Genomic DNA, 14,915 nt, shown 5'->3' on the forward strand with positions numbered 1-14,915 from the left:
ACCGTAAATTCATGCTACAGTATATCACAACTGCCGGCCTCCGCAGGGTTATCCTGCTCATTCCGCATAACCCAGCTCCTGCAGCTGTTTCATTGCGCTGTCCTGGAAGAGCTGGTACTTGAAGGTCGTGTTCAGCTTCTCCAGGAAGCTGTCGTATTGCTCCAGCTTGTTTTTGCCGTATTGGAATTTGAGCATTTCCTCGTTCTTGAAGCGGTCGGCATCAGCTGCGTTGTAGTTCTGAGGGAAGACAACAAACCCGTTGTAGGTATCCAGCACTTCAACCTGTTCGCTAGCCTGAATATAGTCAATCTGTTTGGCAAATTTGGTGCTCAGATATTCCGCTTCCGGCCGGCCGGCCAGCTGGTAGACCCAGGTGAATGCCGCCTCTGCGGACCGGTCCGTAATTACCGGCTTACCGTTTTCTTTGGTGAAATGTACACCTTCCTGGCCAAACTGAACAAGCTCGGAGCCTTCACCGGAGGCTGTATAATTGATAAGGTCAAAAATGCGGTTCAGTTTGGTTTCGTCTTGGGCGGCCTGGCGTGAAATGGCTACGATGCCGGATACGCTGGATTTATCCATGGCGGCAAGGATATTCGCTTTGGGTCCCTGCAGCTTGTTCAGCATCAGGAATTCCGCATCCGGATTGGCGCCCTTCCATTTCTCCACTTCATTGTCCTTCATAATCTGCGTCCAGTCACTGATGATAATGCCGGCCTTGCCCTGGAACGCTTTATCTTTGGCGTTGTCGCCCTTGTTGCTGGCAATCTCCGGATCGACCACGCCGGAATTCAGCACCTTCTGAGTATAAGCCAGCGCTTCCTTCATTTCCGGCTCGAACATGCCGTTGACCATCTTCCCGTCCTTGATATACAACGCGTCGGCGACGCCATGCTGCAGGTTGATCAGATGCACCAGAGTGCCGAGACTGCCTGTGATGCCGAAAGTATCTTTCTTGTTATTCCCGTCCGGGTCCTGTTCGGTAAACGCTTTCGCAACTTCAAATACTTCATCCAGGGTCTCTGGAACCGGCAGCTGCAGCTTATCCAGCCAATCCTTGCGCAGCCAGAATAAATTCCAGTTACTCTGGGGATTAAGCGATATGGCGTAATGCTTGCCGTTAACCTCCACCCGGCTGTACACATTGACTCCGATGGCATCCGCTGCGGGCTTCAATTTCTCCTTATACGGCTCCAGATCAAGCAGAATGTTCTTCTTGACATATTCCTGGAACTCATTCCGTCCATTGAAGAGGATCACATCGGGCAAGTCGCTGCCCGCCGCCCGGATATTCAGCTTCTGAATGAATTCATCCGCAGAAGAGGTCAGCGTCATTTTCAGATCAATATTGAGCTTCTCATCCAGCGTCTTCTTCACGAAGTTATCTTGTTCCTTGGGCATCTGGGTGGTGGTGTTCCATCCGACCCGCATGACCTCGATAGCTACCTTCTCCGCCCGGGCGTCCGCCGGAGCGTCTGTAGATGAACCCGGCCCCTCCGTAGCGGAGGAATCTGACTGTGGGCTTCCTCCGCAGGCGGCCAGCAGCAGGCCCGCTGTTAATACACAGGCCAGTACAGCAGGAATACGCTTCTTTTGTTTCATGATGATGCTCCCCTTTCGTATACCAAATGTTGTATTGAGTCGGCGCTGCCGGCGTTTGAACAGCGCCGGGAACAATCCGTTAACCCTTCACGGCGCCGATCAGCATGCCCTTGGTCAGATGCTTCTGCACGAAGGGATAGACCACGATGACCGGCAGGCTTGCCGCCACTACCGAAGCCATCTGCAAGGTCGTTGTCGGCAGTACAATGTCCGCATTATATTCCATTTGCTCGGAGGATAATAACAGACCGCGGATGATGACCTGAAGCGGATTCAAGCCGGGGTCAGTAATATAGTAGACGGCGCTGAAGAAGGTATTCCAGCTGCCTACGACACAGAACAAGCCGATGGTCATCAGTACCGGGATGGAGAGCGGCAGGGCCAGCCGCAGCAGCACTGTAAATTCGCCCGCACCGTCGATCCGTCCCGATTCGAACAGTTCTTCGGGCAGGCTTTCGAAGAACGTTTTGACCACAAGCACATTCCAGGTAGACATCGCCCCGGGAATAATCATCGCCCAGACCGTGTTGAGCAGGCCGGTTCCTTTTACGACCAGGTAGGTCGGGATCAAGCCGCCGCCGAACATCATGGTGAACACGATCAGGAAGATGAAGAAGCTGCGGCCGACCAGATGCTTACGGCTCAAGGTATAGGCCATGAGCACTGTCAGGACCAGATTGATCAGTGTGCTCATTACCGTAACGAAGCTGGTCACGAGGAAGGCGCGGGGAATAGCATCCATTCCAAACAGCGCCTTATAGGCCTCAAAGGTAATCCGGCGGGGAATCAGCACAAAACCGCCGTTGCGCAGCACTTCGCTGTAGGGTGTAATGGATACGGCGAACACATACAGCAGGGGAAAGACGGAAATTACGGCCAGCAATATCAGCAGGATATTAATGAAATAATCGAAATAGCGTTCGTTTCCGCGGCTTACCATAGATTGCCCCCCCATCTCCGGGCCAGCTTATTAGACAGGAAGATAAGCACAAGTCCAATCAAGGATTTGAACAATCCGACCGCTGTCGCCAGGCTGAAATTCAGTTGCTCCAGGCCTACCCGGAATACCCAGGTATCAATAATATCTGCCACCGGCATTACCTGGAGATTGTACATAATGTAAATCTGCTCGAAACCGGCATCCAGTGCAGAGCCGACCTTCAGCACCAGCAGCAGGATAATCACGGAACGTATGCCGGGCAGTGTCACATGCCAGATCCGGCGAAGCCTTCCCGCGCCGTCGATGCGGGCTGCTTCATAAAGCGTAGCATCAATGCTGGACATGGCTGCCAGATAAATGATAGCCCCCCAGCCAAGATCCTTCCAGACATCGGTTCCCACCAGCACACTGCGGAAATACGCTGTCGAGGTCAGAAACGGAATGCCGTTCCCGCCCGCTTCCACCACCCAGCGGTTGACGAGGCCTGAGGTTTCGGACAGAAAGGCAATTGCAATGCCGTAGATAATGACATAGGACAGAAAATGGGGCATATAGCTCAGCGTTTGTACGATCCGGTTCAGCCAAAGGCTGCGGCCTTCATGAATGAGCAGAGCCACGCCGATGGCAGGAATCGTTCCCCAGATTGTTTTATACAGACTGATCAGGAATGTGTTCGTGAGCAATTGACTGAAATAAGGCGATTCGAAAAAAAACTGAAAATGCTTGTACCAGGGGTCTGCCCACGGACTGCGCACAATTCCGCTCAAAATGTCATAATCTTTGAAGGCAATCAGCACTCCGTACATGGGTATATACTTGTAAATAATGTAGTAGGCCACACCGGGAAGCAGCATGAGATACAGGGTACGCATACTCCATATGCGCTTCCACACCTTAGCTCTGTATGCGCTCTTCGGCGTTGCAGCAGTGTTCAGGGGAGCCGGGAAATGCGCCACAAGGAATTCACCTCTTTGCATTGATATCGTTTACAAGATAAGAATAACAAGGGAACCGCGGGGCAGCCATGAACGGATTTAAGGGATTGATAGAACAATATTACTATTCGGATTGAGCCGGTCTGTAGGGGGACATGAAACAGCACTAACCTGCATTACAGTTTCAACTCCAGTCTATCTAAGCCGCACTATAGACAACAACCCGACAATTTACCGAATGATCGCTGTAGGACTGGCGGAATACGTCAATTCCATGCGCGTGATTCGTTGCCGGCTGAATGGAGACATCCTAGAAGTACTGAAGACAAAATTGTTGTACGTTTTACAACTTTGATTCACGGATAGCTCAGTGTTCGGGAGGATTGTTGTATAAAATACAAGAATAATCCGGCTAAGCCGTCTGAAATAGGCTAAATGTTGCATTTGATACAACAATATTGGATTTGAATCGATATTAGGAGGAAAATGTTGTATTTTGTGCAGGATTTCACAAAAAGTCACCCGCTCCTGCCACGGAAAGCGGATGAATGAGGAAATTCCTGAGGTAACAAAGGTAACAAAGGTAACAAAGGTAACAAAGGTAACAAAGTATTATTGCATACAAAAAGGCCCGCAAACTGCGGAAACGCAATTTACGAGCCTTATCACATTAGCTGAATGATCCTGTTAGCGCAGGCGGGCATGCTTGTCTGCATTCCCATACTGTACCTTTACTGTACCTTCGCTGTACCTTCGCTGTACTTTCGCTGTACCTCTACTTTACCTTCACTCTAATTATATTCTATTCTTACATTACCTCTACCCTACCATTTACTCTACTTTTACTGCACTCTCGCCGTACCTTCACTGTATCCATACTATACCTTCTTTGTACCTTTGCTGTACATCTACTGTACCTTTACTCTACCTTTACTGCACTCTCATTGTACCTTTACCGTACCCACACTGTTCCTTCGCTGCATCCTTACTGTACCTTCATGTTGTACCTTTACAGCACCTTTGCACTACCGCAAATCCAGCCACTCCAGGGATGCCGCACCAGCCGCAGCGCTGACTGTCAGCTCATGTGCTCCAGCTTCAAGCTGCTGATCACTCTGAATCCGCACCGTCCGCCAGTCCTGCCCGGAGTCCGAGGCATTACCGTGAATCCGGCCGATCTCCTGACCATCCAGCTTCACCATCAGCTCACTGTCCGGCCCGCTCATCAGGACCCGCAGCTCCAGAGCCAGCGAATCCTGCCTATCCTCCGAGCCCTGCGTGTCCTGCGACTCCTCCAAGACCCGCGTGTCCTGCGACTCCTGCGTGTCCCCCGGTTCCTCCAAGCTCTGCAACTCTGGCGCATCCTCCGGGTCCCGTGACTCCTGCCGCTCCCGCAAGCCCTCCGTATCCTCCGGGCTCAGCCGCTCCGAATCCCGGTCCGCAACCGTAAATTCATACGCCGCCCAGTCGCCCTCGGCCAGTACGACACACAGCCTCTCCTCAGGCAGCCAGACTTCCCCGCGGCCATGCTGGAAATTGGGTACCGTCCGGTCTCCCTCCACGAAGCGGAAGTCCATTCCGTCCTCCTCCCGGAAGCCGATGCCTGCCGCAGCCTGCCTGCCGGGAGCTCTCCCGAAGCTCAGACCGCTCCCCTTGTAGCCATAAAAAATAGCAGGAATCCGCACCGGCAGCCGCCGGAACAGCGAATGGACAACATCTGAATGGTACACACAATGGTCCAGACTCAGGTTGTGCAGATATTCATCCAGAATCGCCTGTGCCTCCACACGCTCCGGCTTCACGCCTCCCTCCAGATAGCTGACCAGCTTGTGCCAGCCTTGCGGAAGAACGATGGAACAGGGGGAATTATCGGTGTCGAGCTTTTTCCAGGTCCAGAAGTTCCAGGAGATGCCGTGATCCTCAAACAGCTGGAATGCACCGGCGTACCAGTCCTTATTGTTCTCCCCGCCCTCGCCCATGAACAGCGGCAGATTTAGCCGCTCTCTTGCGTCCAGATACTTCTGAATACTCTCCGTATCGGGATTGTTCCAGTACTTGTGAAACTGCAGCATTACATTATCATCCGGCAGCTTATTATCCGGCAATCCCTCGAAGATCGACCAGTCCGTCGCCCAGTGCACACCCTCCAGAATTATCATATGCCGGGCATCAACCTCCCGGATAGCCGCGATAATCTCGCGGTACAGCGGCATCACCTGGTCATTGTACTGCGAGAACCAGTCCGGTAGCGGCTCATTCAGCAGGTCATAGCCCGCAACGATCCACTCGTCTTTGTACCGCCCGGCGAGCATCCGCCAGATGGCGATGGTCAGCTGCTTGTTGCGTTCATCCGTGAACAGCTCCGGCAGATCCTGCGCGGAGTCGTCGATATTCGTTCCGGTCTGGCCGCCGGGTGCTCCATGCAGATCCAGAATGGCGTAGACTCTGTGCTCCCTGCACCAGCCGATAATCTGATCCAGCCGCACCAGATGCTCCTCATGCCAGCCGGACACTCCCTCTTCTTCCCGCAGGATATAGCGGGCGTTAATCGGAATCCGGATCGAGTTGAAGCCTTCTGCGGCAATCCGCGCAATATCCGCTTCGGCCACATAGCGGTCATAATAGGTCTCCCAGAACGCCTCCGCCCTGTCAGCACCAATAAGCGCTATAATCATCGCTTCGATCCGGCGCGGACGGTCTCCCTGTTCCGGGAAACGCCACATGTACCCTTCAGGCAGCAGCCAGCTTCCAAGCCCTACACCGCGCAGCAGCAGCTCGCGCCCTTCCCCGTTTCTTAAGCGGTGTCCGTCTGCATAGAGAAACCCGCTTACTTCATGATGGTCCGGGTGAATCATTTGTATTTCCTCCCTTTACCCTTTGACGGCGCCTTCGGCAATGCCATTCAGAATATATTTTTGCAGCAGCAGATATAGAATTACAACGGGCAGCATCGTCAGCACCAGCGAAGACAGAATCGCCGACCAGTCATTATTGCCATATTGTCCGAACAGCATGTTGGTGGACAGCAGCAGCGTATATTGATCGGCATCCGTGAGCATGAGCAGCGGCAGCAGAAAGTCATTCCACATCCACAGCAGGTTGAGAATCGCCACAGTTGTCGTAATCGGCAGCAGAAGCGGAAAAATAATCGTAGTGAACAGCCTGACCTCCCCGCAGCCGTCGATCACCGCAGCCTCATCCAGATCCCGGGGGACCGATTTGACGAATCCGTGGTACAGGAAGATGGCCATCGACACGCCAAGCCCGATATAGATCAGGCCGAGGCCGACCGTTGTGCCCTGCACCGCCAGCTTCATGGAGATCCGGTTCAGCGAGATCATGATCGAATGGAACGGAATCAGCATCGACAGGACGAACAGGTTGAACAGGAACGTGCTCAGTCTGCCGGGTGTTCTGGACAGCTTATAGCCGGCCATGGACGAGAATAGAATAATGCCGACCAGGCCGGTAGCTGCGACCACCACGGTATTGCCGAGGCTCCGCAGGAAATTTGTTTTCTCAAAAGCATCACTATAGTTGCCGAATTCCAGCTTACTCGGAATAGCCAGAATATTATTCATCATGTCCCCTTCCGTCTTCAGAGAGTTGAGCACCCCCATGTAGATCGGAAAGAGCGTAATTACGGCACCTGCCAGCAGGAAAAGAAAGACGATAAACGAAGACAATCTGCGCCGCCCCGCAATACCGGACTTAGATGTTGAATTCAACCGGACGGTACTCATGCCTCCACCTCTCTTCGTTTCATGATGCTCAGCTGTATCAGCGTGATCACCAGGACCACCAGGAACAGGATCATCGCCTTGGCACTGGCGTAGCCGTAACGGCCGCTCATCTTGAACGCTTCCTCAAAAATATTCAGCGCAAGCACCTGCGTCGCTCTTCCCGGCCCGCCCCCGGTGAGCGCGAACACGGCATCAAAGGCCTTGAACGAGCTGTTCAGCGTCACGAAGATACCGATCGTTACAGCCGGATAGACCATAGGCAGCGTAATGCTGCGGAAGGTCTGCCAGCTGTTCGCGCCGTCGATTGCAGCCGCTTCTTTGAGCGCATCCGGCACCCCTTGCAGAGCCGCAATATAGATCACCATCAGGTAACCTACGCCGCCCCACAAGGAGACAATGACAATCGCCAGAAAGGAGTATTTCGGGTCGCCGATCCACGACTGGTCCAGAAAAGCCAGGCCCGCATGCTCAGCGATATAAGGCAGCGCCTTGGTGAAGATGAACAGCCACATGAAGCCGCCGATAATCATGCTGATCATGTTGGGCATGAAGAAGATCGTCCGGAACCAGGCCTTGCTGCTGCGGCGTGATTCGATCAGTACCGCCAGCAGGACGGCCAGCACATTCTGCAGCACGACCATAAACACTACAAATTTCAGGGTAAACCAGACTGAATCAATGAAAAAAGCATCATCCGTCAGCGCTTCGATGTAATTGGCGAATCCCACCAGATGGTAGGCGGGATTCAATCCGTTCCAGTCCGTGAAGCTGTACCATGCCCCGCCGAAGGCGGGAGCAAGCATGAATACGGCGTAGAACAGCAGGGCGGGAAACACGAAGGCCAGCAGAATGAGCGACTGTTTGCTTTTATTGCTTCCACTCATCTCTATCACTCCTATGCTGTTTCTGGGTTTCCTTAGTTACCTGCTTTTACCGCATTGGCCCAGGTCTTGTCGAGCGTTTTAATGAATTCCTCCTGAGTTACACCCTTGGTGTAATAGCTCTGAAGCAGCTTGGCCGTCTCATCGGTTACGCCGTTCGGGAGCGACAGATCCAGATAAGCCTTGCCTTCGGAGACATAAGAGCTGGCCTCGGTCACCCACGGATAGGTATTGTAGGTGTGCTGCTTCGCCACCGGATTAAATTTCAGCTCCTCGAACAGCGCCGAAGAATCCTGGTCATCCAGCACATAATTCACCAGATCCAGCGCCACATCCTTGTTCTTGCTGTTAGGGGATACCGCCAGAGATGTCGAGGTCGCCAGATTAATCTGTGTAGCCGCGGGATCGTTACTGACTGGCAGCGGAGCCACACCAAATTCCATATCAGGATTGGCTTTGAGGATGGATTCCGCCTGCCACGGTCCCTGCACCCACATTGCTGCTTTGCCGTTCGCAAAATCCGTGGACCCTGCCGCACTGCCCACCTCAAACGGTTTATCCGTGCCGTTAGCCATAATCAGATCAATAATGTTGAAGACATCCTTCACATCGGCATAGGAGGCTTCACCTTTGTTCATCTTCTCCACCCAGTCCGGATGCTCGGAGGATACGATGCCTCCAAGAGACAGCGCCATCATCAGCTGCGGAATCCACGATTCCTGGAAGCTCAGCTCGAACGGCTTAATCCCGGCTGCGTTAAGCTTGTCAATCGCTGCCTGCATGTCATCCAGTGTCTGCGGCGGCTGAATGCCGAGCTCGCTGAAGATTTGCTTGTTGTACAGATAACCCCAGGACAGGCTCTCCAGCGGCAAAGCTACAACTTTATCATCATAGGTAACGGTCTGCCGGACACTGTCATACAGCTTCGGTACGAAGTCCTGATCCGACAGATCGCTCAGATAGCCGGCCTTGTAATACCTTGGCACATCCGCAATCGCATGGAGGGTGAATACATCCGGCGCATCATTTGAGGCCATCCGGGTCTCCAGAATCTGCTTGGCCTGATCCGGGTTCGGCATCTCCAGCTTGACGGTGACATCAATATTTTTCTCCGCCAGCTCCTTGGCCTTGAATTGCTCGAAATACTTATCGAATTGATCCTTAAAACGCGGGAAGCTCATGAATACCTTCAGCTCCACTTTTTGGGCCGGGCCTTCTGTCGCTGCTGCTGCCGCACTTTCCGCCGGCTTGCTGCTTGCGCTCTCACTTGGCGTATTTCCATTTGAACCGGAGCTGCACCCCGATACAATCCCCAGAACAAGCATCAGTGTCATTGCTGTATTAAGCGCTTTCTTCATTTCTGTTACCCCCTTCTGTTATGTCTGCCTCTTTAGTCTAGGGGATATAAGGGGCAGCGTCTTTTGAGGATATTAACATCGGGAGTTGCATTATATTGATACGCTTTCATTTCTCGCTGCGCAGCTCTCCGGGGGTAATGCCGTAGTGCTTCTTGAAGACACGGTAAAAGTATGCCAGATCCTCGTACCCGCAGAGTCCGGCAGCCTCCTTGATCGGCATGTCACGCCCTGCGATCAGCTCTCTGGCCCGCTCCATTCTCAGCCGGGTAATCCGGTCGAGTACCGTATCTCCCGTTGCGGCCTTGAAAGCGCGGCTGAGATGCTCCTTCGTCACCAGGAAATGTGCGGCGATGCCCTCCAGAGACACCTGCTCCAGGTAATGATTCCGGATATAGTCCTCAACCTCCGCCAGATCAAGCTTAACGCGGTTCTTGCGCTGCTCCAGAAGCATGTTGATCAGCTCTGTGAAGTGATCCCCGAGCCCCGCCACCATAGCCTGAACCGACGGCCATGGCTTATCAGGTCTATCGGGCGTATCCGGCGCATCCGCTGCCGTCACCCCCCCGTTTGTCTTCGCGGCTTCACCTGCTAGCAGGAGCAAATCACGGGCAGTCCGCTCAATCATTGCTTCCAGCTGATGCTGCGGCACCGAGCGTTCCAGCTCCCGCCCCAGCTTCTCCAGCTCTTCTCTTGCCGCCGGCTTGTTCAGCGCCAGCAGCTGATCGTAGATCCGCTGGCGGTAGGCGAGATAACGCTCCATCAGCGGCTGATCCATGAGCATCAGCGGTGAACCGGTTAAGCGCTGCCGTTCCCGCTCCTTCGCGCATTCTGAGAGAACGTTATTCAGCTCTGCCCGGTCCACCGGCTTCAGCAGATATTCAACCGCCTTCGAGCGGATCGCCTGCTTCAGGTAGACGAAGTCATCATATCCGCTCATCACAATAATCTGCACCTCCGGGTACTGATGCTTCAGCCTTTCCAGCAGCTCTACCCCGTCCAGTCCGGGCATCCGCATATCGGTAATTACGAGCCCCGGATGAAGCTTCTCCACCAGCTCGAGTCCTTCGATTCCGTCCTCCGCTTCACCGATTACCTGCATTCCGTGTTCTTCCCAGGCGCCGAGCGACTTCACGACCTGTCTGGACCAGGGCTCATCGTCAATAATCAGAACCTTCAGCATTCCGCTCTCCCCCCTCTGCGGCCGCAGGCCACTGGATCACAACCAGTGTTCCCGCCCCGGCCTTGCTGTATATACGCATTCCATATCTTTCTCCAAATTGCAGCACCAGCCGCGAATGGACGTTGTGCAGGCCGATGCCCTTTCTCCGCCGGGGAAGCTCTCCCGCCCCGGGATCGGCCAGCATCGTGACATTCCCCCGGAGTGCCGCACGGATCTCCTCCAGCCGCTCCGGCGTCATGCCGACGCCTTCGTCCTTAACCATGAATACGGTGCGGCTGCCGACGGTCCGGATCCGGATCAGCAGCCTCCAGTGCCCTCGCTGCGGCTGCAGCCCATGCTCAAAAGCGTTCTCCACCAGCGGCTGCAGCGTGAAGCGCGGCAGCAGACTGGCGCGGGAGAACTCATCCGCCTCAATCACCACGCTGCAGCGCCCCAGGAAGCGGTTCTCCTGAATGAACACATAGTTGCGCACATGCTTAAGCTCTTCCTCCAGCTTCACCAGCCCGCCTTCATTGCTGATCGAATAACGCAGCAGGTCGCCAATTACCCGGGTGATGTTATAAATATCATCGGCATTCCTCGATAAGGCCATTCCCCCGATCAGCTGGAGCGTATTGTTCAGGAAATGCGGGTTGATCTGGGCCTGCAGAGCGAGGAGCTGGGCATTCTTGACCTCGATCTCCTGGCGGTATTCCACCTCAATCAGCTCCCGGATCCGCTCCATCATCGAGTTGTAGCCGCGCTCCAGCAGCCCGATCTCATCACGGCTCTGCACCGAGTGCTGTTCGAAGTTGCTGACATGCGCCTTGCGCATCGACACCGCCAGACTGACAATCGGGCGGGTAATGCGCAACGAGAACAGGATGGACAGCAGAATGGAGGCAATCATGAACAAGCCTCCGGTCAGGAAACCGGCAGCAATCGTAGGCCGTGCGCTCTTAGCGATAGTGGATAAGGGAATGGCTTTCACAACGGTAAGCTGGCCGTCGGCCACTTTTTTCATGAAGAAGAAATAGCCGTCCTCCTGCCGGAATTCCAGTTCATGCTCAGAGACGGCAAGGCTCTGCAGCCGCCTGCCGATATCACCGGAGCTCTCGGAAATGCTCGAGCCGGAGAGCAGCTCGCCCTCATCATTCAGCAGGAAGACCGAGCTCTCGTCTTCGGACTGGAGAATATGGCTGACCTCCTCCCATACCTCCCGGTTGATCCGCACGCCGATGCCTCCGAGCAGCCGGTGATCCTCGAACCGGTTAATACCGTGGTAGGCATAGATGCCGCTGCCGTTCTGCTTGAAATACATATTGACCGGCCCGTAGGGCAACCGGCTCCAGGGGCCCTCACCGATATCCAGCGGGGAAACGCTTCCACTATTCACGAAGTCAACGGATATGGCTTTTAATTGGTCATGCATGTACAGTGTCAGCTCATCTACCTTCCGGGAGTTCGTATAGAACTGCGAGGTTATGGCTTCGCGGATATTATTCAGTGAACGGTACTGGACACTAATGTCCGGGCTGTCCATACCCGTTAGCCCCGCCATAAGCTGCGGGTTAATCTGCAGGGTGTAGAACAGGGTATCCAGCTGTTCAATCAGCTCATCCAGATACTGGTCCGCCCACTGCATCCGGGAGTTATTCGCATTGATCATTTCCTTCTCCACGGATTGCCGCGTATTGTACGTGGCGATGGTGGTAACAGTGAGCACCGGCAATGTGGTCAGGCAAATCATGATGACCAGGAGCCGGACCCGGAGACTTGTCCGCTTCATCATAGGCTGATTCCTTTCTGCGAAGCTGGATTGCTTTTACCGTCAAAATATAGCATGCCGGATCAGGCCAGACAATACGGTGCTGAGAATATCGAAGGTTGGCTGTTCTGTCTGTTCTTAGGTCCATGCACACCAAACAGGATGCCCCGCAGCCATGATTCATTTCATTCACGGCGTATGGGGCATCCTGCTGCTGTTGCTTTGCGCGTGCTCCTGCTTATTTCTGCAGCTCCAGATCCTTTTGCTTCAGCAGGTCAGCGTATTCCGCTTTGTACTGTTCCAGCTTCAGCTTCAAGTCAGCGCTGTCCGGACTCGCTTTCAGCAGGCTGCTGGTGGCCAGAATATTATTGACTGCAGTATCAATTTTAGCGTCAATGACTTCGATTTTGCTTTTGGTAACGGTTAAGGATGGATCAGGCGTAATCACCGGCACCGGGCGGAGAATAGCATTCTTATCACTTGAGGAAGAAGCGCCTCCGTCTGACTTCTCATCCAGGCTGATCGTTTTGCCCTCTACAGAAACCTTGAACCCGGCTAATTCACCGATTGCGCGTACGGGCGCATAGCTTTTGCCGTCAATTACGATGGCCGGATCGGCCAGCTTCTTGCCATACACCTTCACGGTATACTCCGCCTGAATTGCCTTTCCTACCAGTGTTGCCGAAGCGCCCAGCGCCTGCGCACCCACCATCAGTATCGCCCCGGCAATGAATCCGGCAGCAATCTTTTTCATAAGAAATTCACTCCCCGTCAAAGACTATGACTACTATTCTATCATTTTACAGCGGCCTGTGCCGCCCTTTGGCGCTGATTTCGTGGGATGTGCCTGGCCGAAGGAACCTTTTAACCCAAATTTAAACCCGGCGGATACCTGAGTTTAACCTTCAGTCTGTACACTTTAGAGAGGCGAAGGTACGCAGCATGCGGTCTTACTGTGGATATAAATATAGGAGGTACATATGAGAGTATTGGAGATTATTTTGACCGTGTCAGCATTATTATTAATGTTCAGCTTCGTGTCAGGCAAGTTATTTCTCAAGGTAAAATTGGTATTATCTTCTATTAGTATTACATTGTGCGCGGCACAGCTTTGGATCGAAGGGTACCGCTGGCAAATGGCGGGTGTGTATGTAATTGTGCTGCTTGGCATGATCCTCCGCATGGCAGGCATAATCAGAGGCCGCTCGCAGAAGCTGTTATCCGCTGGCCAAAAAACCGGGGAATCTGCATTCCGCTCGCTGAAACGATGCTGTGTAGTTGCAGGTACTGCAACAGGTATACTTATGGTGATCGGCTCGGCAGTACTGTCTTCCACGATTCCTGTTGTGAAGTTCCCCGCTCCGGCAGGGCCATATGCCGTTGGCATCCAGACTCTACATCTCACCGACAGCAGCCGGCCTGAACCTCAGACACCTGACCCCGGGGATTCACGGGAGCTGATGGTTTATGTCTGGTATCCGGCCACTGCAAAGAATGATCGCCAGACCGCACCTTTGCTGCCTGGTGATAGACAAAGCAACCGGAAGCTGACGTCCGCTTTTGCCGGATCATTGGGCATCCCACCATTCTCCCTGGATTATTGGCAGTACATTCATATGAATGCTTATCCTAATGTGGACTGGCTGCGCTCAGAAGGACCTTATCCGCTGATCCTGATCAATCATGGTAACGGCACCTCCAGCCTGCTGCATACCACACTTGCAGAGAACCTGGCATCGAACGGTTATATTGTAGCGGCCGTAGATCATACCTACAGTACAGCGGCTACTTTATTTCCAGACGGCACAGTTACCGGTTTCAGTGAGTCTTTAAGCAGTGATCATTTCATTGCAACAGGAACGCAGCTGGGCAACGTATGGAACGACGATAACCGCTTTGTCCTCAGCCAATTGAAGCAGCAATTCGCAGATTACATAGATACTGATCACATTGGGATAGCTGGACACTCCTTCGGTGGAGCGGCTGCGTACGAGGCGATGTTCTCCATTCCTGAGCTTAAAGCGGGAATTGATCTGGATGGAAGCTTGTATACCCTCACAGGTCCGTCCCTGGGTAAACCGTTTTTGTTCATAGAGTCGGAGGATTACTATAACCGGAAGAAGCGGATTGCAGTTCCGGATATCGATGCCGAGGAAAAAATAATGAATAATGCCAGGCTAAGCGGGGGCGGCAAGCTTTATATCAAAGGCACAGCGCACTTCAACTTTACAGATCTGCAGCTCTATTCAAGCCTGCTGAAGTACACCGGAATGACGGGCAGCATTGACGGCGGGCGAAGCAACGAAATTGTGAATCAGCTTGTGCTGGATTTCTTCAACAGGCATTTGAAGGAAATCCATGAGGATGGAGAGGATGGAGAGGATGGCGGGACCGCTGCCGGGACGGATGCCGGGACCGCTGCCAGGACCGCTGCCGGGACGAATGCCGGGACGAATGCCGGGTATGTGGAGGTGGTTAGGCCTTAATCTCCCCTATCAGAATCTAATTCTCCATCCTGAATGCTCCACC

11 protein-coding genes are annotated in these 14,915 nt (G+C 53.5%); 1 reads left to right on the forward strand and 10 read right to left on the reverse strand.

What is annotated here, in order from left to right; all coding sequences use genetic code 11:
* Positions 1 to 57: 57 nt before the first annotated feature.
* From NSU01_RS24160 to NSU01_RS24205, 10 genes are all read right to left on the reverse strand, one after another.
* A complete protein-coding gene (locus tag NSU01_RS24160; protein ID WP_076245767.1) occupies positions 58 to 1,602 on the reverse strand; it encodes an extracellular solute-binding protein in 1,545 nt (514 codons plus the stop codon).
* 79 nt (positions 1,603 to 1,681) lie between these two features.
* Positions 1,682 to 2,542, reverse strand: a complete 861-nt coding sequence (locus NSU01_RS24165) for a carbohydrate ABC transporter permease (RefSeq protein ID WP_039301338.1) — start codon at positions 2,540 to 2,542, stop codon at positions 1,682 to 1,684.
* On the reverse strand, positions 2,536 to 3,414 hold the full coding sequence (locus NSU01_RS24170; RefSeq protein WP_083442607.1) for an ABC transporter permease subunit: 879 nt from the start codon (positions 3,412 to 3,414) through the stop codon (positions 2,536 to 2,538). Before NSU01_RS24170 ends, NSU01_RS24165 begins: the two co-directional genes overlap by 7 nt.
* A 1,088-nt stretch (positions 3,415 to 4,502) precedes the next feature.
* A complete protein-coding gene (locus NSU01_RS24175; protein WP_076245768.1) occupies positions 4,503 to 6,332 on the reverse strand; it encodes a glycoside hydrolase family 5 protein in 1,830 nt (609 codons plus the stop codon).
* 15 nt (positions 6,333 to 6,347) lie between these two features.
* On the reverse strand, positions 6,348 to 7,220 hold the full coding sequence (locus tag NSU01_RS24180) for a carbohydrate ABC transporter permease (protein ID WP_042238049.1): 873 nt from the start codon (positions 7,218 to 7,220) through the stop codon (positions 6,348 to 6,350).
* Entirely contained in the window at positions 7,217 to 8,104 is an 888-nt protein-coding gene (locus tag NSU01_RS24185) for a sugar ABC transporter permease (protein ID WP_076245770.1), read from the reverse strand. Before NSU01_RS24185 ends, NSU01_RS24180 begins: the two co-directional genes overlap by 4 nt.
* Positions 8,105 to 8,136: 32 nt before the next feature.
* Positions 8,137 to 9,459, reverse strand: a complete 1,323-nt coding sequence (locus tag NSU01_RS24190) for an extracellular solute-binding protein (RefSeq protein WP_076245772.1) — start codon at positions 9,457 to 9,459, stop codon at positions 8,137 to 8,139.
* A 106-nt stretch (positions 9,460 to 9,565) separates the two neighbouring features.
* Positions 9,566 to 10,639 carry a response regulator gene (locus NSU01_RS24195; protein ID WP_076245774.1) on the reverse strand — a complete coding sequence of 358 codons (1,074 nt, stop codon included), beginning with the start codon at positions 10,637 to 10,639 and terminating at the stop codon, positions 9,566 to 9,568.
* A complete protein-coding gene (locus NSU01_RS24200; protein ID WP_076245776.1) occupies positions 10,617 to 12,410 on the reverse strand; it encodes a sensor histidine kinase in 1,794 nt (597 codons plus the stop codon). Before NSU01_RS24200 ends, NSU01_RS24195 begins: the two co-directional genes overlap by 23 nt.
* 214 nt (positions 12,411 to 12,624) lie before the next feature.
* Positions 12,625 to 13,140: a hypothetical protein gene (locus NSU01_RS24205; protein WP_076245778.1), complete on the reverse strand. Its 516-nt coding sequence runs from the start codon at positions 13,138 to 13,140 to the stop codon at positions 12,625 to 12,627.
* Positions 13,141 to 13,366: 226 nt separating this feature from the next.
* Here NSU01_RS24205 and NSU01_RS24210 point away from each other — a divergent pair, with 226 nt between their 5' ends.
* A complete protein-coding gene (locus tag NSU01_RS24210) occupies positions 13,367 to 14,872 on the forward strand; it encodes a hypothetical protein (protein ID WP_076245780.1) in 1,506 nt (501 codons plus the stop codon).
* The last annotated feature ends 43 nt before the right edge of the window (positions 14,873 to 14,915 follow it).

The sequence above is a fragment of the Paenibacillus sp. FSL H8-0259 genome (genome assembly GCF_037963255.1).
Lineage (GTDB): Bacteria > Bacillota > Bacilli > Paenibacillales > Paenibacillaceae > Paenibacillus_AQ > Paenibacillus_AQ phytohabitans.